17 protein-coding genes are annotated in these 17769 nt (G+C 45.9%); 8 read left to right on the forward strand and 9 right to left on the reverse strand.

Annotation, left to right across the window (positions count from 1 at the left end; translation table 11 throughout):
- Positions 1-85: 85 nt before the first annotated feature.
- Both LNL84_RS14190 and LNL84_RS14195 read right to left on the reverse strand, forming a co-directional pair.
- On the reverse strand, positions 86-1342 hold the full coding sequence (locus tag LNL84_RS14190) for a methyl-accepting chemotaxis protein (protein ID WP_244358228.1): 1257 nt from the start codon (positions 1340-1342) through the stop codon (positions 86-88).
- Positions 1343-1788: 446 nt separating this feature from the next.
- A complete protein-coding gene (locus tag LNL84_RS14195) occupies positions 1789-3306 on the reverse strand; it encodes a CYTH and CHAD domain-containing protein (protein ID WP_244358229.1) in 1518 nt (505 codons plus the stop codon).
- A gap of 206 nt (positions 3307-3512) precedes the next feature.
- Between LNL84_RS14195 and LNL84_RS14200 the strand changes: the two genes are divergently transcribed.
- The 3 genes from LNL84_RS14200 (at position 3513) to LNL84_RS14210 (ending at position 6423) form a co-directional block, all read left to right on the forward strand.
- Complete coding sequence (locus LNL84_RS14200) at positions 3513-4193, forward strand: TIGR00153 family protein (RefSeq protein WP_244358230.1); 681 nt, start codon at positions 3513-3515, stop codon at positions 4191-4193.
- Between the two features lie 121 nt (positions 4194-4314).
- Entirely contained in the window at positions 4315-5577 is a 1263-nt protein-coding gene (locus LNL84_RS14205; protein ID WP_244358231.1) for an inorganic phosphate transporter, read from the forward strand.
- 234 nt (positions 5578-5811) lie between these two features.
- Positions 5812-6423, forward strand: a complete 612-nt coding sequence (locus LNL84_RS14210; RefSeq protein ID WP_244358232.1) for a TIGR04211 family SH3 domain-containing protein — start codon at positions 5812-5814, stop codon at positions 6421-6423.
- 56 nt (positions 6424-6479) lie between these two features.
- On the opposite strand, the gene LNL84_RS14215 is transcribed toward LNL84_RS14210, so the two are convergent.
- Both LNL84_RS14215 and LNL84_RS14220 read right to left on the reverse strand, forming a co-directional pair.
- Positions 6480-7199, reverse strand: a complete 720-nt coding sequence (locus LNL84_RS14215) for a general secretion pathway protein GspB (protein ID WP_244358233.1) — start codon at positions 7197-7199, stop codon at positions 6480-6482.
- The gene (locus LNL84_RS14220; RefSeq protein ID WP_244358234.1) at positions 7196-8908 is read right to left on the reverse strand and encodes an ExeA family protein; all 1713 of its coding nucleotides are present in this window, start codon (positions 8906-8908) and stop codon (positions 7196-7198) included. Before LNL84_RS14220 ends, LNL84_RS14215 begins: the two co-directional genes overlap by 4 nt.
- Positions 8909-9119: 211 nt before the next feature.
- Here LNL84_RS14220 and LNL84_RS14225 point away from each other — a divergent pair, with 211 nt between their 5' ends.
- A complete protein-coding gene (locus LNL84_RS14225; protein ID WP_244358235.1) occupies positions 9120-10343 on the forward strand; it encodes a multifunctional CCA addition/repair protein in 1224 nt (407 codons plus the stop codon).
- 79 nt (positions 10344-10422) lie between these two features.
- Here LNL84_RS14225 and LNL84_RS14230 read toward each other — a convergent pair whose 3' ends face one another.
- Genes LNL84_RS14230 through folB form a run of 3 tightly spaced genes read right to left on the reverse strand, consistent with a single transcriptional unit; the run spans position 10423 to position 12078 of the window.
- Positions 10423-11226: an undecaprenyl-diphosphate phosphatase gene (locus LNL84_RS14230; protein WP_244358236.1), complete on the reverse strand. Its 804-nt coding sequence runs from the start codon at positions 11224-11226 to the stop codon at positions 10423-10425.
- 13 nt (positions 11227-11239) lie between these two features.
- Positions 11240-11722: a 2-amino-4-hydroxy-6-hydroxymethyldihydropteridine diphosphokinase gene (folK, locus tag LNL84_RS14235; RefSeq protein ID WP_244358237.1), complete on the reverse strand. Its 483-nt coding sequence runs from the start codon at positions 11720-11722 to the stop codon at positions 11240-11242.
- Positions 11719-12078, reverse strand: coding sequence for a dihydroneopterin aldolase (folB, locus tag LNL84_RS14240; protein ID WP_244358238.1), 360 nt, complete (start codon positions 12076-12078; stop codon positions 11719-11721). The genes folK and folB overlap by 4 nt, the downstream gene beginning before the upstream one ends.
- 229 nt (positions 12079-12307) lie before the next feature.
- On the opposite strand from folB, the gene plsY reads away from it, so the two are divergent.
- Positions 12308-12910 (forward strand): glycerol-3-phosphate 1-O-acyltransferase PlsY, encoded by a 603-nt coding sequence (plsY, locus tag LNL84_RS14245; protein WP_244358239.1) that lies wholly within the window; start codon positions 12308-12310, stop codon positions 12908-12910.
- A 43-nt stretch (positions 12911-12953) separates the two neighbouring features.
- On the opposite strand, the gene LNL84_RS14250 is transcribed toward plsY, so the two are convergent.
- Together LNL84_RS14250 and tsaD are read right to left on the reverse strand one after the other, a co-directional pair.
- On the reverse strand, positions 12954-13781 hold the full coding sequence (locus LNL84_RS14250; protein ID WP_244358240.1) for an alpha/beta fold hydrolase: 828 nt from the start codon (positions 13779-13781) through the stop codon (positions 12954-12956).
- A gap of 24 nt (positions 13782-13805) precedes the next feature.
- Positions 13806-14825 (reverse strand): tRNA (adenosine(37)-N6)-threonylcarbamoyltransferase complex transferase subunit TsaD, encoded by a 1020-nt coding sequence (tsaD, locus tag LNL84_RS14255; protein ID WP_244358241.1) that lies wholly within the window; start codon positions 14823-14825, stop codon positions 13806-13808.
- Between the two features lie 231 nt (positions 14826-15056).
- Here tsaD and rpsU point away from each other — a divergent pair, with 231 nt between their 5' ends.
- The 3 genes from rpsU (at position 15057) to dnaG (ending at position 17725) form a co-directional block, all read left to right on the forward strand.
- On the forward strand, positions 15057-15272 hold the full coding sequence (gene rpsU, locus LNL84_RS14260; protein ID WP_001145625.1) for a 30S ribosomal protein S21: 216 nt from the start codon (positions 15057-15059) through the stop codon (positions 15270-15272).
- 26 nt (positions 15273-15298) lie between these two features.
- Complete coding sequence (locus LNL84_RS14265; protein WP_244358242.1) at positions 15299-15742, forward strand: GatB/YqeY domain-containing protein; 444 nt, start codon at positions 15299-15301, stop codon at positions 15740-15742.
- Between the two features lie 222 nt (positions 15743-15964).
- Positions 15965-17725 (forward strand): DNA primase, encoded by a 1761-nt coding sequence (gene dnaG, locus LNL84_RS14270; protein ID WP_244358243.1) that lies wholly within the window; start codon positions 15965-15967, stop codon positions 17723-17725.
- Positions 17726-17769 lie beyond the last annotated feature (44 nt).

Raw genomic sequence — 17769 nt, forward strand, 5'->3', positions numbered from 1 at the left:
GAGATCAATGCGTTAACTACCCAACGCTTTAAAAACTAAAAAAGCCCGCGTATGGGCTTTTTTTATGTCTATATTCGTGTCAGCATTACACCTTGAAAGATTGGATCTTACCGTCAAGCTCTTCTGCATTACTTTGCATTATTTCCGATGTTTCTAGTAACTCAGTCACCACCACGACAGAGGCTTCTACCAGCTCCCTAACATTCGTCAGGTTTTGGTTCATCTCTTCCGCCACACTACTTTGCTGACCCGCAGCGGTGGCTATTTGGAAATTCATATCATTAATCTGATGCACTTGCGAAACAATGCCATCCAGCTCTGTTCCCGCATTGGTGACCAGATCGACCCCTTCCGCGGCTTCAACTACGCTTTTCTCCATCAACTCTACCGCTGAGTTAGCGCTATTTTGCAGCTGAGTAATCATTTCTTGTATTTCAACAGTCGCTTGTTGGGTGCGCTGTGCAAGGTTACGAACTTCGTCTGCGACCACAGCAAAGCCTCGACCAGCTTCGCCCGCTCGCGCCGCTTCTATGGCTGCATTAAGTGCCAGTAGATTGGTTTGCTCTGAGATGCCTTGAATAGTGCCAACGACACTGCCAATAGAATCCACTCGTTCTTCAACTTGGTTTACGGCTTGAGCCGACGCTGCAATGTCATTAGACAGTTCGTTCATCTTCGTCACTGTACCTTGCACAAAGCGCTGGCCTGTACCTGCTTGCTCTGACGCTTGCTCCGTCAATTGTGATGCACTTTGAGCGTGATCAGCAACCGTTTGAACCGTAGAACTCATTTCACTCATAGCGGTGGCAAGCTGGTCAATTTCATTAAACTCTTCTTGCGCCGATTCTTTGGTCTCAGACATACTCAAAGTCATGACTTCAGTAAGTGAAAACAATTCCTGTGAGGTCGATACCTGCATTTTTATTACATCATGAAGTTGAATTCGTGTGCGCTCAAGCTCGCGAGCAACGTCACCATATTCATCTTTGCAATCCATCTCGATTGACTGTGACAAGTCCTTGTCTGCCATACGCTTGATGGAGTCACTCAAATATTGTGTTTGACGCAACATAATGCGAGCCGCCGCGATGAGCAGAACCACAAACAAGACAATCATCAAAGCCGTTTGCCAAGCTACCTGAACCAGATACGCTTCATAGTGTTGCTGAGCCACTTCGACATTTTGCGTTGCTGCCAATAATGAGTCATAGAACGTGCTCGCATCCCAAAGCTGTTTGCCAATCAGTAGCACAGTACTAAATACCATTAGTATGACCATTTTAGGAACGAGACGAATATCCGTAATGATTCGCTCCCAAGGCTTAAAGACCATGGTTGTCATTGTTAATTCTCCATTAATTCTTATCGTTTAAGAGTACGATTTCGATCGCCATAACTTACTCATTGCTTGCTGTGGTAATAATTAATGCAACAGCCCTGCTACAAGTTTCACTTGCCACTATTATTTATTTCGAGCCTCGTATGAAAAAACATAATATCAAAATGAAGGCTAACCCTATGTCTTAATTGACACTTACTTGGCATTTGTCCTGATATTTGTGATCTCTAGCCTATCAACAACGTCAGTGTGCGAATATGCGTATTACTTTTTATCGACACTGTGACGTTAAACTAAAGTGATTTGTGCTCGGAGTGTATTAAGATACGATCGACTGCACAGTTTTTACTTCTGCCCCCCCCACGCAGCCCTTCATACAGAAGCACGCATTCGCTGGGCAAACAAAAAAAGAGGCCCTGAGGCCTCTTTGATACGTATTGACATCATGGCTAGGATTGCCAATATGGCTCAGCCTCTAGGCTGATTTGTCGAGTCTGTTCCATCGCGTGAAGAATCGAGTGTTCTTGACGGTTCAACCAACGCTTAAGCTGCTCTCGCTCATCGCCCTCAAGTTTATCAACGAGTTTTTCCAATGGTTGTAACATCAATAGATCGTCGATACCCTGCAGTAAGTCGGCCCACGGCAATCGAAAACTATTGCGCTCTTGAATATCATATAAACTCGCAAAACCGACACCAGTATAGAGGTTACGCATCAATCGATATTGTTGGTCGATGTACTCTTGTCTATTGAGTTCTTTTTCGACTGGGAAAGCTTCGACCAAGTCAGCCCAAGTTCTGGTGAGTTGTTTAACGGAAAACGGACGAATGTCACGCGACATTTTGGTCCGCGCTTTATCATCAAGAAACGGCTGCCAGCCACGTGATAGGATCCAGCGGCTCAAATCCAACAACAAGCCAGCATAACGAGCGGAGTGGATCAGTGTTAGCACGTCCTCTCGCTCTGGGAGATCAAGCAATTGCTCCTTAAGCTCTGAAACTAAGAATTTTCTTGCGTCCAGCTTTCTCAGTACGTGACCTTTATCCTCGAGTAAATCTTCTAGACAATCGTAAGTCTTCAACCAAGTTAACTCTTCTTCAAGCCATTTTAGCTCCTGACGAATAATGGCACTCGCACGACGAGGAACGATGCTGCCAAATACAGTAAGAGTTTGACGAATAAGGCTAATCGCGTTACTGATTTCGTGCAGCGCCGCTATTGATTCCTGCTCTACGTAGATTTGCTCATGATAATGCCAATGCTCTAGCGCATGCTCAAGAGAATTGATGAAACAAGTTTCTACGGAATCATCACTTTGGGTTTCCACCAAATCCAATGTTTTGACCGGATCACCTTCATACTCCATAGCAAGACGATAGCCACGTGCCGCTTTGCTTAAGTTACCAAGGCGAACCCCACCCTCATCACTAAAATCACGGGCAAGTGTAAACAGTGCATCGGTTTGTCCCGATTTAAGCTCTAATTCGACTTCGCAAATAGGATACTCAAGCTCGCCAGAGGTCACCCGACCTACGTCGTATGCAACCTCAATCTGGCTACCATCGGGCATACCGACCAGCCATTGTTCTCGGGTAAAGTCAGTTGAAAATATAGCAACCAATTGCGACTGCAACTCCGCTATCGATTTTCCCGGCGGATAAACGTCACTAGGGTGAAGCGTGAGGTCGGGATCATTGGATGTGTGTTCGGCGTTGAATTCAGGTCGTTGGTGCAGTCCGGCAACCACACGACCAGCCGTTTTCATGGTTTGTACGTAGACCTCTTCGTAGCGTCGAATACGTAAGCCAATATCATGCTGTCGTAGCCAGTTGTCAGGCGTGTCGAAATACGTATTTCCAAGCTCTCGACAACTGTGCTGAAGTACTTTGGTTTCGGAAATCTTACGGCGTAAAATTTCTGAAAATTCAGGTGAAACAAAAAACTTCAGTTCTATCTCGGTTTCCATAGCGATACCTTTCAAAGACGATACCCACAGGATATTGGCAATTATCCTCATCGGCAAGAGGCAAAGATCACCCAAATGATGATCTAAAACAGTTTAAATAAGAGATTTATTAGGTTAACATGCGCGCCTTTATAGCCACCGCTCAACATTTCACCTCGAAATTGGTGTATGTTCTATTCAGGTTATATTAATAAGGTTGAACGACCATGCCAGTCAATACGATTATGGGGTTATTTGCAAAGTCCCCTATTAAACCTTTGCAGCGCCACGTTGTGTGCGTAAATGAATGTTGCTCTCATCTTGTGAACTTCTTTGAAACAAGTTCTAAAGGTGATTGGGAAAAAGCGTCTGAAATCCGTGCACAAATTTCTCATTTAGAGAAAGAAGCCGACGTATTGAAGCGCGAAATCCGCCTTAAGCTTCCTAGAGGTTTATTCTTACCTGTTGATCGCACTGATATGCTAGAGCTATTAACACAGCAGGATAAACTTGCCAACCTAGCAAAAGACATTGCTGGTCGTGTTTACGGCCGTCAACTTGTCATCCCACAACCACTACAAGAAAACTTTATTGCGTACGTAAAGCGTTGTCTTGACGCAGCAAATCAAGCTCAGAAAGTCATTAATGAGTTGGACGAACTACTAGAGACAGGCTTTAAAGGTCGCGAAGTGACTCTTGTTGCTGAAATGATCCATCAGCTCGATGTTATCGAAGATGATACTGACGCAATGCAGATCGAACTTCGTCAACAGCTAATGGCTATCGAACATGAACACAATCCAATTGACATCATGTTCCTCTATAAGATTCTTGAATGGGTCGGTGGTATTGCAGATCAAGCTCAGCGTGTTGGCGCTCGTCTTGAACTAATGCTATCACGCTCATAATTCATATGTTAACTCAATAACAAAGAGTAAGAATTCAAAGGCGTCGGTCACAAACATCATTTAGGTGTGATTAGCGTCTCGCTTACTCCGCTTGTTATTAAAAACAAAACTAGGTATTACGATGGATATTCTTGCAAACTACGGCACTATCCTAATTATTATTGCAGCGCTTTTCGGTTTCTTAATGGCGATCGGTATCGGTGCAAATGATGTTGCCAATGCAATGGGTACTTCTGTTGGTTCCAAAGCACTAACAGTAAAACAAGCCATCATCATTGCGATGATCTTTGAGTTCGCCGGGGCTTACCTTGCGGGCGGTGAAGTTACCGATACAATTCGTAAAGGGGTTATTGAAACATCTCTCTTTGCACACCAACCTGACATTCTTGTTTTTGGCATGATGTCATCGCTTCTAGCCGCAGGAACATGGCTACTACTTGCTTCATATATGGGCTGGCCAGTTTCTACAACACACTCAATCATTGGCGCCATTATTGGTTTTGCTTGTGTTTCAGTGGGTACTGAAGCAGTAGATTGGGCTTCTGTAAAAGGCATCGTTGGTAGCTGGGTTGTCACTCCTGTGATATCTGGTTTCTTCGCTTATGTCATTTTCGTCAGTGCACAGCGATTGATTTTCGATACCGAAAAGCCACTGTTCAATGCGAAGCGTTTTGTACCTGTTTACATGTTCATTACCACTATGGTTATTGCGCTTGTAACCATTAAGAAAGGCCTTAAGCACGTTGGGTTGCACCTGAGCAATGGCGAAGCCTGGTTCTGGGCAGCTGCGGTTTCTACCGCGGTTATGGTCGCGGGTTACATTTACATTCAACGTAAATTTGCAAGCCGCGAAGAAGAGCACGGATTCGCAGGTGTTGAAGGTATCTTTAGTGTTTTAATGGTTATCACAGCTTGTGCGATGGCATTTGCTCACGGTTCAAACGACGTAGCCAACGCTATTGGCCCTCTATCTGCTGTTGTTTCAACAGTTGAGCACATGGGCGAAATCACCACAAAAAGTACCATTGCTTGGTGGATCCTTCCTCTTGGCGGTATTGGTATCGTGGTTGGCCTTGCAACGATGGGACACAAAGTAATGGCAACGGTAGGTACAGGTATCACTGAACTAACGCCTAGCCGTGGTTTTGCTGCCCAGCTGGCAACAGCATGTACTGTTGTACTGGCATCGGGGACTGGCTTACCAATCTCGACCACACAAACGCTTGTGGGTGCGGTATTAGGTGTAGGTTTTGCTCGTGGTATTGCTGCGCTTAACCTAGGTGTTGTGCGTAACATCGTGGCATCTTGGATTGTTACACTACCAGCTGGTGCACTACTTGCTGTCGTATTCTACTACGGTATGCTTGCTGTATTTGTCGGCTAAACGTCATGCCATTAAAGTCAGAATGATGTGAAGCTCACGTCATAATTGGCTCAAAAGCACATAAAGGGAGGCTCAGCCTCCCTTCTTAGTTGCACCACTCGCAGAAACTTCATACTATTTGCACCAACCAAATAGTGTACAATTTGAGAGTTGCAATTACGAAGCCTTCGCTTTGCGAATTCAACTCCATGCGTAATATGACTTCCCATTGAAGAAATTGTTAAGGGACTTGCCGTGAAAAAACTAATCTGCATGATCTTTGTTGCAATGCTGGCTGCACCAGCTGCTTTAGCACAAGATCGCTATGTTGCCGATCAACTCTTTACCTATATGCATTCTGGCCCAAGCAACCAGTTCCGCATCATTGGCAGCATCGATGCTGGTGACAAGGTGAAACTACTTTCAACGAATCGCGATACTGGCTATTCGCAAATACTTGATGCTCGCGGCCGTAAAGGTTGGATTGAGTCTAAGTTTGTCATGAAGCAAGAGAGCATGGCTGTCAGGTTGCCACGACTTGAGAAAGAGCTCACTCAAGTAAAATCTCAGCTTGCTAACGCTCGCCAAAACGCAGACAGTGAAAAAGCCGGCCTTGCAAGCTCTCTTGATGCGCGTAATAAGCAAATTGCTGAGCTTGAGCAAAACTACTCAGACATCAGCAACCAGCTGACCTCTTCTCAGTCTGAGATCCGCGAACTTCGCGCAAGGCTTGATACGCAAAAAGAAGACCTTCTGCTGAAGTACTTCATGTACGGTGGCGGTGTTGCAGGTATCGGTCTACTATTAGGCTTGATTCTTCCACATATCATCCCTCGCCGTAAGAAGTCTCCAAACGGTTGGGCATAAATGCTTGTAACGACCAAATTGTTGAAAAACGCCTTGCTATCGCAAGGCGTTTTTTTTCAGCCATTCCACTCATAAAGTGCTGGAATTTTGATTAGCTCGTTGTCAAAACGAATGGTCACTGAACGTGGTTCTATTAGGATAAGTTCAACAAGATTATTAAGCGCTTCTCCTTCTTTAAACTCAATCCCATTAATCTTCACCCAACGTCGCTGAGTATCATTTGAATACATGTGCGTTTGAAGATTTAGAGCGGGCAAGCGCCCTTGATAGCGTTGTTCATTTTTCTCTAACTGAATCTGTTGCTGCAAAGCCGCTTCACTATTCTCATTGTACTGACGATGATTGAGAGCGGTTTTAACCTGCTGCGCCACTCGCGGCGATAACTCACTTAAGTCTAACTCTTCCAATGAAAAAGGCGGCTCGCTCTGTGCGTCAGTTCGAAGGGATAAATTCTCACCCATAGAACTCGATACTTCAGCAATAAGGCTTTGCTGATCACGATTTACCTCTGGTTGTGGCAAGGCTTTGAGCTTGCTGAAATTAGGGTAATTGAGAATGACGAATTGCACATCGTAAGATTTAGCTTCCTGTTCATCGACTCTTTTAGCCACTTCAACTTTAACCACTTCAACTTGGGAAGACTCACTTGCAACCACTCTATCCTGTCGAGGCTGAAGTTGGGAGACTGGTTGTAATAAAAGATAACCAATTACCACAACACTCGGTATGGTGACGGCGCAAACTGAAAACCCCAAGCTTAATCCGTTACGACTCATCGCGATGCTCCTTGTTGTAGGCTTTCTGTCGGGCTAAAAGTCAATTCTGGAGCCTCAGTTTGGGTCAGTAACTCAAGGCGTTTCAACGTATTTTTTCCTGCGATTCCATCCACATCCATATTTTGCCAACGTTGGAATACCTGTACTTTTTGTTTCAGTGCACTGTCAAATATGTCGCGTCCCAACGGCGAAACCCCCAGTACCTGAGAGAGTTTGTCATCAAGTATGCGCACTTGCGGGCCCTGGTCGTGCACCTTTAAGGTATCAGATAGTTGCCTTTGCCATATAGAGATATACTCTCCGTACCACACCTGCTCTAGCCATGCTCTTGGCACCTGCACTCTTTGGTCTGCAACAAGTATTTCTGCCACAGCGTCTTCAAGTCGATACAGCACAGCAAAAGAGCGCATTTGTTCAATGTTCAATTGCAATACCACTGGGAAGTTCAATGCTTCAATTTGCGCCAAAGAACCGAGATAAGAGCGACATTGAAATAACCCATTACTTTGTCCTTCACAAATGCCATCCATCACCGATGCCTGATAGCCCCATAATTTATAAAGCTCACGAACCGCTTGAACCTGATCCGAGCTTTCTCTCAAGGCTTGCTCGAAGGCGGGCGGCAAAGAGCTTTCAGCCTGCGTTACACTAGCAGCAACATTCGTATCCTCGACTTGCTCAGGTGAAGACTCCGGCGCAGGCGAAGTAGCGACAAGAGGTTCGATAGCCCGATTGTCAAGGCTGTTACTGGAACGAAGCTTATCCAAGTAAGGGGCAATGTTATCAGACTGCCAATATACGCCCGTCGCAATCCCCAGACCCAACGCACTAACAATGGCATAGCTGAGATAACTCGCCTTATCGGAATGCGGCTCTTGAACTGAACTCGAGAAATTTGGAGCCTGAAAAGACAATACATCCTGACTGGCTTTTTGAGCGATATCTTTACTGACCTGCTTTACGCCAGAATGAAATGCATACTGCAGGGATTTATCGGCCAATAAGTTAATAAGCCTAGGGATCCCCTGACTTTCACGAGCCAATGTACTGATTGCTGAGCGGGTAAACACATCCATACTGCCACCAGCAGTACTTAGGCGAAATTCAATATACTGGCGGATTTCGCCTTCTGTTAGGGGTAAAAGATGGTAGCGGCCAGTGATTCGTTGAGACAATTGTCGCAACTGAGTGGTGCGCAATTTCTCCTGGAGCTCCGGCTGACCAATCAATAGTACCTTTAACAACTTTCTGTCATCGGTCTCTAAGTTGGTAAGTAGTCGTAGTTGCTCGAGTACATCAGCGGCTAAATGCTGCGCTTCGTCAATCACAACTAGGGTCTGAATGCCCTGACTATCATTGAGTTGTAAAAATTGATAGATACACTGGCTCAGCTGCTTTAGGGTCGCTTTTTCGGGGTAATGCAGATGAAATTCATCACAAATTGCTTCGAGTAGATCCAGACTGGTAAAGGTCGGGTTGAGTATCAGACCAGCACGTGTTTTATCATCCAGAGAAGCTAACATCGCTTTAGCAACCGTGGTTTTTCCAGTGCCCACTTCGCCAGTTAACATGGCAAATCCACCACCGTCACCTAGCCCCGCCTGCAAATGCTGCATTGCTTCTCTGTGACGCTGACTTAAGAAGAGGTAACGAGAGCTTGGCACTATCGAAAATGGCACCTCAAAAAAGCCAAAATAATCCTTATACATACAGCAACCCTTAGATTTTAATGTCCTCGAAAGTAACACCGCCAGATATTAATGCCAACCAGTATATCAGCGATATCATTAAGCAAAGCACTCATCGTGATAGCGCGCGCGCAATTCGAGCAATAAAGTCGCCAATACATCACAAAATGAAACGTTAATGGCAAATGGGTTATACTGAGCAGCAATACAACTTAGATGATGTGAGGATTCGTTGAAAGCGTATCTGGTTGGCGGGGCTGTCCGCGATAAATTATTGGCAATCGAGTGTTACGATCAAGATTGGGTCGTTGTCGGCTCGACCCCTCAACAAATGCTGGCCAAAGGCTTTCAAGCGGTTGGAAAGGACTTTCCTGTTTTCTTGCACCCCAAGACCAAACAAGAGTATGCCCTTGCCAGGACAGAGCGCAAAGCCGGAAAAGGTTATACTGGTTTTGAATGCTTCTCTTCACCCGACGTGACGTTAGAAGATGATCTACAACGTCGCGATCTGACCATCAACGCCATGGCGCAAGATAGTGATGGTCAGATAGTTGACCCCTATAATGGCCAACAAGATCTTAGCCAGCGCATTTTAAGACATGTGTCACCAGCGTTTGTTGAAGATCCCCTACGAGTGCTGCGTGTCGCACGATTTGCAGCAAAGTTACATCACCTTGGCTTTACTATCGCGAAAGAAACCCTGCAATTAATGTCAATGATTGTCGATAACGGTGAGTTACAGCACCTGACAGCCGAGCGTGTTTGGCAGGAGTGGCACAAGTCTTTATTAACCCAACACCCTGAAGTGTTTCTTGAGACACTCAGAGCTTGCGGCGCACTTGCGGTGGTACTGCCCGAGATAGACGCTCTATTTGGCGTTCCGCAACCCGAGCAGTGGCACCCAGAAATCGATACGGGGATCCACACCTTAATGGTGGCAAAACAAGCAGCGTTGCTCAGTGATAAAGCCACTGTTCGCTTTGCCGCTCAGGTACACGACCTAGGCAAAGGCATCACCCCAGAAAGCGAATGGCCAAGTCATAAAATGCATACTCATACAGGGCAGAAGATCATCAAAGCACTGTGTCAGAGAATTCGTATTCCAAATGACTTTCGGGATCTTGCTGTCGCGGTGTGTGCTCAGCACTCAAACGTGCATCGAGCCGCAGAGCTAAAGGCGACGACATTCATTAAAATTTTTGGACAGCTTAACGTGTGGCGTAAGCCCGATTTTCTCAACGATGTGCTGCTGTGCTGTAAAGCAGATCATCTAGGTCGCCTCAATCTCGAGCAACAACCCTACCCACAAGCCGAGCGCTTTCGTATGGCCTATCAAGCGGCATTAGGGGTTGACGTTCAGGCCATCATTCAAGATGGGTTCACAGGCAAAGACATCCGTGATGAGCAAGATCTGCGACGTGCTGCCGCTGTCAGAGTCGGTATCGGTTGCCGTTAGTGACACCCTAACCGTGAATTAAAAAAAGCGCAGCGATATTACAACGCTGCGCTTTTTTTATTTATTGCCTACGCTTTGACTAAGACATCAGCAAGAACCCAAGTAGGCCGACGCCCAAGATCAATCGATAGATCACAAATGGGGTCATTCCCATACGGGAAATGAGCTTGAGGAAGAAGTGGATACAGAGATAGGCACTTATAAAAGAGACAGCAATCCCAGTCAGTAAGAACCCGAAGTGAATCGGTTCATTCCCCGTGACTAACTTCATGCCTAAATAGGCACCCGCTAAAGTGATAATAGGAATCGACATTAGAAATGAAAATCTTGCCGCCGCTTCGCGTGTAAAGCCAAGATACAGCGCCGCAGTAATCGTAGCACCAGAACGAGATGTACCTGGGATAAGTGCCATCGCTTGAGCAAGACCGATAAACAAGGCTTTTTTCCACCCCGTTTGATACTCATCTGCTGCAAGCGCTGAGTTCTTATCAACCCACCAAAGTAACAAACCAAACACGATAGTAGTCGCGGCAATAACATAAGCACTGCGCAAGTAGATTTCGATAAAATCTTTCAAGAACAGTCCAAAGAGACAAGCCGGAATGGTAGCCAAAACAATCATCCACGCTAGGTTAGATTCTTTGCTGCGCTCACCTTTAAAAATTGATCCAAACAAGGCGCCAAATAGCGTAACTACTTCATGTCGAAAATAAATGACGACCGCCGCAAGTGTGCCAACATGTACTGCCACATCGAATGCCAAACCTTGATCTTCCCAGCCTAAAATGGCTGACGGCAATATTAAATGCGCGGAGCTCGAAATCGGCAAGAACTCGGTTAGGCCCTGGATCAGTGCCAAAATGACAGCTTCTATATAACTCATGTATTAATACCAATTAAAATTGAAAGGTGATTCTTTTTAGCTCAGTACACTCTGGCATGTTCTCACGAATAGCGCGCACACTTCGACCATCTTCTGGAATCAATAGGTCGGGCGTTAAATCAAACAGAGGCTGAACAACAAACGGATACTTAAAAATATCGTCTCTCGGCAACTTAGGCTTATCATGAGAGATCAACTGACCAAACAGCAAAATGTCGAGATCAAGAGTACGGTTTTGGAACTTGGTTGCGTCGACAGCTCGACCCCACCTGATTTCGATCGCTTTTAACGCCGCATTGAGCTCAGACAGTGATAGCTCGGTCTCAATGCGAAAAACCATGTTATAAAACTCATGTCCTGAAAAACCGACAGACTCACAGCTGTACACTGGCGAAGGCTCTACACAATCAGCCAAACGCTTTAATTCTTGATGTGCAGCTTGAATGTGTTTTTCACGCTCAAGATTGGAACCCACGCCGATATAGGCAGTGATCATTGCACTCCCCTTTCAATAACAACACCAACACCCTTAGCTTGAGCCACTGCGCCCGGTTTTGTTAATCGAATTTTTACCCAAGGTACTGAAAACTGGGTTTGGATTAATGCGGCAATTTCTTCGGCCACACGCTCGACTAACAAAAAGCGCCCATTTTCAATATGATCAATCACCGCCTGGCTGACTTGTGAGTAATCCAGTGCATCTGCCACATCATCACTGCTGCCTGCTGGTGCGTTGTCATGTGCCATTTCAATGTCCAACACAAGTTTCTGTTTGATTTCCTGCTCCCAGTCGTAAACGCCAATAGTCGTGATAACTTCGAGCTGTTCAATAAAAACCTTATCCAGTGCCATAAAAAAGGGTCCTTGTAATTAACCGAAATACGTCGAGCTGCCATCTGAAGATGAAAATTTTGACTTCCAAGCGTAGAGAGATCGAAAACAAGGAAATGAATGCTGTCAACGTCAATGCAACTTCGACTATGATGAATACACAGGTCGGATACCCATCAAGTAGAGAAAAACGTACTATTTCCGATATGATATCAGTCCCAATTAAATATTTCTTGCTAAAAGGCTCGCTATGACACCCTTAGCACTTGCAATGATCATTGTTGCCTACCTACTCGGTTCAGTATCGAGTGCGGTATTGATCTGTCGAGTGGCTGGATTGCCTGATCCACGGACCGTGGGTTCTCATAACCCTGGGGCAACCAATGTACTGAGAGTGGGAGGTAAAGGCGCCGCAGTTGCGGTGTTGCTGTGTGACATGCTCAAAGGCACCATTCCTGTTTGGGGTGGATTTCTGCTTGGTATCGATCCTATCATTCTTGGCGTTGTCGCCATTGCCGCATGCTTAGGGCATATGTACCCACTCTTTTTCCACTTTAAAGGTGGCAAAGGGGTCGCGACTGCATTAGGTGCTATCGCCCCCATAGGTTGGGATCTTACAGGTTTAATCACCGGAACCTGGCTAGTTGTCGCCATCGTCTTTCGCTATTCATCATTGGCGGCGTTGGTGACCGTGATGATGGCACCGGTTTACACCTGGATGGTAACCCCACAATATACTTTCCCCGTGGCGATGCTTAGCTGCTTAATCATTTTACGCCACCATCAAAATATCCGACGATTGTTCGAAGGCAGTGAACCAAAATTAGGGCAAAAAAAACCGCTATCCAAATAGCGGTTTGCATTAATGCACTCACTCTTGCGAACTCGCTACCGAATTAAAGATCCAGCTCATTAGCGTGTTGGACAAGAAAGCGCTCTAATAAGGAGGTCACAATATCTGGTTGCTCCAAATTACTAATATGACCTGCATTTGGGATCACGTGAAGCTCACTGCCTGTTATTAAATCATGCATCAGATAGGACTCCAGCGCAGGTCGCATTTTGTCTTCCGCTCCGACTACGACCAATGTAGGTAGCGCCAATGTCTCAACGTCATCGCACAAATCACGACGACCAAATATCATTCGCCCCACTCGTGCCAGCTCAAGGGCACGTGAACCCTTAATGGCTGACAGGGACTCAGTAAAACCCTCAACCAATTCAGGGTTGCATTTCTTGCTAGCATTAGCAAAGTTCAATCTTGCCAATGCCTCAATCACTTCAGCAGTGAACGCTTTTTCTTGTTCAATAGTTGATAACATTGCGTAGTATTTTTCATTTGCCACTTGCGGCTCAAGGCCAACAAATGTATCGAGAAGCACTAAGCTCATCACTCTGCTTGGAGCCATAGTGGCAAGCTCTGCCCCCCAAATACCACCTACAGACAACCCCACTACCGAAAATTGATCGATGTTGAGTTCATCCATGAGTGCCAGCAACTGCGCAGCGTAGCCACCTAAATCGGTGGTTGATTGAGGTGTCCCTTCTGACTGACCATGTCCCCACATATCGGGGACGATACAACGAAAATATTGGCTCAACACCTCTATTTGTGGTGACCACATTGCGCTATTCCATAAATAGCTGTGACCAAACAGTATCACCGGTCCCTGACCGACATCTAAATAGGCCATCTTCGAACCATCAATGACGAATGTTTTCATACAATCTACTCTTGTCAAAAAAGGCTACGATTTGATCGGCTTTAACTGATCAATTGGCCAGCGAGGCGTTGCTTGAACAGCAAGATCAGTTACCTCACCGTTTTTCAATCTCTGCATACCGGCGTAGGCGATCATCGCACCATTATCAGTGCAAAACTCTGTTCTTGGGTAGTAAACCTCACCGCCTACCTTTTTAGCTAGCGTTTCCAGCTCCTCACGCAGTGCTTTATTGGCACTGACGCCACCAGCAATAACGATTCGCTTCATGCCCGTTTGCTGCAATGCTCGTTTACACTTTATCGCCAACGTTGCACATACCGCTTCTTGGAAAGCGTACGCAATATCCGCTCGAGTTTGCTCAGAATCATCGTTCGCCGAGATGGTATTCGCTGCAAAGGTCTTTAAGCCAGAAAAGCTCATATCAAGCCCAGGACGGTCAGTCATAGGGCGTGGGAACTTAAAACGACCGGGAGTGCCCTTTTCAGCCAGTTTCGAAAGCAAAGGTCCACCAGGGTAGTCCAATCCCATCAATTTCGCTGTTTTATCAAACGCCTCACCTGCTGCATCATCGACGGACTCACCAAGGATCTGATATTCGCCAATCCCCTTAACTTCCACAATCATGGTATGGCCGCCAGAGACCAACAAAGCGATGAAGGGAAAAGGCGGTGGCGTGTCTTCTAGCATTGGGGCTAAAAGGTGACCTTCCATATGGTGCACGGGTACCGCTGGCACATCCCATGCGTAGGCGATACTGCGACCAATCGTGGCACCGACAAGCAGCGCCCCGACCAATCCAGGTCCCGCTGTATATGCCACACCATCAATCTCTTGAGGGGTAAGATTGGCCGCTTTTAATGCTTCTTTGATCAATGGAATGGTTTTCTTTACATGATCTCGAGACGCCAATTCAGGTACGACACCGCCATAGTCAGCATGCAGTTTAACTTGGCTATATAGTTGATGAGAAAGCAATCCTTTCTCGTCGTCATAGATGGCAATTCCTGTTTCATCACAAGAGGTTTCAATACCTAAAATGCGCATAATCTTCTCGGCGTAATTCTAATTTGGCGCAATATTACCTTGTCGCAGCTCAGCAAACAATTTTTTGTACAAGAGATAAACGACAAAGTACTTTACAAAGCCCTCCTGATCGGATTAAAATTCCGCACCATTTTTGATCTAGCTGATTAATCATCGAGAACTAAGGGTTTCCTTACTGACTCGATAACAAGAATCAGCATTAACGAATATAACCCCTGAGGTGAAAGGCATATGCCAGTAGTTAAAGTACGTGAAAACGAACCGTTCGACGTTGCACTACGTCGTTTCAAGCGCTCTTGCGAAAAAGCAGGTATTCTTTCTGAAGTGCGTCGTCGTGAGCACTATGAGAAACCAACTACAGTTCGCAAACGCGCTAAAGCAGCAGCTCAAAAGCGTCACGCTAAGAAGCTAGCTCGCGAAAACGCTCGTCGCGTTCGCCTGTACTAATAACTGAGTCCGATAGGAATTTAGTTATGGCTCTTATTGACCAGCTCAAAGAAGAGCAAAAATTAGCGATGAAAGCCAAGGACAAAGCGCGCCTTGGCACTATCCGTTTGGCTATGTCAGCCATTAAGCAACGTGAAGTTGATGAACAGATTACTCTGGGCGACGACGACATTCTTGCGATTCTGACAAAAATGGTCAAACAACGTCGCGACTCTGTATCGCAATTTGAAGCTGCGAATCGTCAAGATCTCGCTGATGCCGAAAAAGCCGAAATTACAGTCCTTGAGGAATTTATGCCTCAACCACTGACCGATGACGAAGTGGCTGCATTGATTACCAATGCTATCGCAGAATCTGGTGCAGCGGGCATGCAAGACATGGGTAAAGTAATGGGTGTGCTGAAGCCGCAAATTCAAGGCCGTGCAGATATGGGTAAAGTAAGTGGTTTGGTTCGCTCTAAACTAGCTTAACGCCCAAAAAATTGCAGCAAGCCGTGCTATCCTTTCGGAACGCACGGCTTGTTTGTATCTGTCCCTTTTCATTTTGATGTCGATCTTACCCGGGCTCTACCGTTTAAAAATACGGCAAAGATTGCAGTAACTTGTTATTCTAATTGCAAAGTTTTCAGCGCAACTGTAGATTTTGGCAATGCGTATCGCGACGTTAATTGTGGTTATTGGTATATAGGTTTTATGGCAGGAATAATCCCCCGCACTTTCATTGATGACATGCTTGCTCGACTGGATATTGTCGACGTTATTGATGCACGCGTAAAACTCAAGAAGCAAGGCAAAAACTACGGTGCCTGTTGCCCGTTCCACAACGAGAAAACCCCATCTTTTAGCGTCAGTCAGGAGAAGCAGTTCTACCACTGTTTCGGTTGTGGTGTGCACGGCAATGCCATCGACTTCATCATGGAGTTCGACAGACTCGAATTTGTCGAAGCGATTGAAGAGCTAGCCAACTCACTCGGACTCGATGTCCCCCGCGAACAGCGCAGTGGTGGCGGTTTTACAAAAGGCCCATCAACGAACAGTGAACAAAAACGCTCACTTTACGATTTACTCGGCAGTATTGGTCAATATTATCGTGACCAACTGAAAGTCCCGAGCAACAAGGCGGCTATCGAATATCTAAAGGCTCGAGGCCTGTCTGGGGAAATCGTTAAGAAATTCGGTATTGGCTATGTGCCTGATGAGTGGGATAGCATTCGCAAAAATTTTGGGCAACAAAAGCAAACCCAGGACATGTTGGTCACCGGTGGCATGCTCATTGAAAACGACAAAGGCAACCGTTATGACCGTTTTCGTGGTCGCATCATGTTTCCAATCCGAGATCGGCGCGGACGCGTCATTGGGTTTGGCGGCCGCGTTCTTGGCAATGACACCCCCAAGTACCTCAACTCTCCCGAAACGCCAGTTTTCCACAAAGGAAAAGAGTTATATGGTTTGTATGAAGTATTACAAGCCTATCGAGAACCGCCTCAGGTTTTAGTGGTTGAAGGTTATATGGATGTCGTGGCACTGGCGCAGTATGACGTAGATTATTCAGTCGCCTCGCTTGGCACCTCGACCACTGGCGATCATTTGCAGACCTTGTTTAGGCAGACCAGTACCGTGGTGTGTTGTTACGATGGCGATAGAGCTGGGCGCGACGCTGCTTGGCGCGCGATGGAAAACGCCCTGCCTTACCTCAATGATGGTCGCCAGCTTAAGTTTATGTTTTTGCCCGATGGCGAAGACCCCGATTCGTACATTCGACAAAACGGCAAAGAAGCCTTTGAAGCTGAGGTGCACAATGCGACTCCATTGAGCGAGTTTATGTTCTCGACGTTGATGCAACAAGTCGACACTCGCTCCAAGGAAGGCATGGCGAAATTAAGCGTTCTTGCCGTACCATTGATCGAAAAAGTCCCGGGTGGAACATTAAGGCTATACCTAAGGGAGTTGCTTGGCCGCAAATTAGGCTTGGTCGACGAACGTCAATTACAGCAGCTCATTGCACAGCAAAATAACCAAGAAATAAGACCTGCGCCTCACAAAGAAATTAAGCGAACTCCAATGAGAGAAGTTATCGCTTTGCTTCTACAAAATCCGAGCTATGCTCAATTAATACCAGATTTATCTTCGGTGAGCGAATTATCCCTTCCGGGGTTAAGTTTATTAATGGAAGTGGTTGATAAATGTCGATCGCACCCCCATATGTCTACAGGCCAACTATTAGAGCGTTGGCGTGGAGAAAAAAGTGAGGCACTTCTGTCTCGTCTTGCAAGCTGGGATATCCCTCTTGATGAAGACAATCAAGAAGACATATTTTTAGACTCATTGGACAAAATTCTTGCCCAATGCGTAGAACAACAAATTGAAAATCTGCAGGCCAAAGCAAGAAGTATCGGTTTATCAGCCGAAGAAAAAAGGGAGCTGCTAGCCTTGATGCTAGATTTAAAAGCGTAACCCTAATTGAGTTAGTCAGCATTAAATAAATTTGTTATTATTAG

The sequence above is a fragment of the Vibrio gelatinilyticus genome (genome assembly GCF_022836845.1).
Taxonomy (GTDB): Bacteria; Pseudomonadota; Gammaproteobacteria; order Enterobacterales; family Vibrionaceae; genus Vibrio; species Vibrio gelatinilyticus.

Coding starts and splice junctions, on each gene's coding strand:
- LNL84_RS14190 (WP_244358228.1), bottom strand. CDS start 1,342: ATGACAACCATGGTCTTTAAGCCTTGGGAGCGAATCATTACGGATATT.
- LNL84_RS14195 (WP_244358229.1), bottom strand. CDS start 3,306: ATGGAAACCGAGATAGAACTGAAGTTTTTTGTTTCACCTGAATTTTCA.
- LNL84_RS14200 (WP_244358230.1), top strand. CDS start 3,513: ATGCCAGTCAATACGATTATGGGGTTATTTGCAAAGTCCCCTATTAAA.
- LNL84_RS14205 (WP_244358231.1), top strand. CDS start 4,315: ATGGATATTCTTGCAAACTACGGCACTATCCTAATTATTATTGCAGCG.
- LNL84_RS14215 (WP_244358233.1), bottom strand. CDS start 7,199: ATGAGTCGTAACGGATTAAGCTTGGGGTTTTCAGTTTGCGCCGTCACC.
- LNL84_RS14220 (WP_244358234.1), bottom strand. CDS start 8,908: ATGTATAAGGATTATTTTGGCTTTTTTGAGGTGCCATTTTCGATAGTG.
- LNL84_RS14230 (WP_244358236.1), bottom strand. CDS start 11,226: ATGAGTTATATAGAAGCTGTCATTTTGGCACTGATCCAGGGCCTAACC.
- folK (WP_244358237.1), bottom strand. CDS start 11,722: ATGATCACTGCCTATATCGGCGTGGGTTCCAATCTTGAGCGTGAAAAA.
- folB (WP_244358238.1), bottom strand. CDS start 12,078: ATGGCACTGGATAAGGTTTTTATTGAACAGCTCGAAGTTATCACGACT.
- plsY (WP_244358239.1), top strand. CDS start 12,308: ATGACACCCTTAGCACTTGCAATGATCATTGTTGCCTACCTACTCGGT.
- LNL84_RS14250 (WP_244358240.1), bottom strand. CDS start 13,781: ATGAAAACATTCGTCATTGATGGTTCGAAGATGGCCTATTTAGATGTC.
- tsaD (WP_244358241.1), bottom strand. CDS start 14,825: ATGCGCATTTTAGGTATTGAAACCTCTTGTGATGAAACAGGAATTGCC.
- rpsU (WP_001145625.1), top strand. CDS start 15,057: ATGCCAGTAGTTAAAGTACGTGAAAACGAACCGTTCGACGTTGCACTA.
- LNL84_RS14265 (WP_244358242.1), top strand. CDS start 15,299: ATGGCTCTTATTGACCAGCTCAAAGAAGAGCAAAAATTAGCGATGAAA.
- dnaG (WP_244358243.1), top strand. CDS start 15,965: ATGGCAGGAATAATCCCCCGCACTTTCATTGATGACATGCTTGCTCGA.